Origin of the sequence: Pauljensenia sp. UMB6358 (genome assembly GCF_030216865.1) — a bacterium.
GTDB classification, from domain to species: domain Bacteria; phylum Actinomycetota; class Actinomycetes; order Actinomycetales; family Actinomycetaceae; genus Pauljensenia; species Pauljensenia turicensis_A.
Map to the genome: position 1 here is coordinate 1 of NZ_JASOMS010000195.1, position 260 is coordinate 260.

The following is a 260-nucleotide window of genomic DNA, read 5'->3' on the forward strand; positions in this document are numbered from 1 at the left end:
TTTTCGTCAGAGTTTGGATCAACCAGCCTTAGGAATACCTCTGGGTTGGGAATGTTGGGTGAAGCGAAGATGAAGTGTGGTGGTCTGTGGCGGTGTTGAAGGATTGTCACGGTTTGGTAGTAGAACGGGGCGCGGCTGTTCTTGCCTGAGAGTTTGTGTGATTCGTCGAAAAAGACGTACTCGAATTCGATTGCAGGTTTGCCGATCAGAAGGTAAAGCAAGCGTTCTGGGGTGAGCACGAAGATGAAGTTGTGATCGCC

The 260-nt window shown here is 50.0% G+C and carries 1 protein-coding gene; it reads right to left on the minus strand.

The window, feature by feature from the left end:
* On the minus strand, positions 1 to 260 hold a 260-nt coding region (locus tag QP381_RS09160; RefSeq protein ID WP_285068707.1), incomplete at both ends, for a hypothetical protein.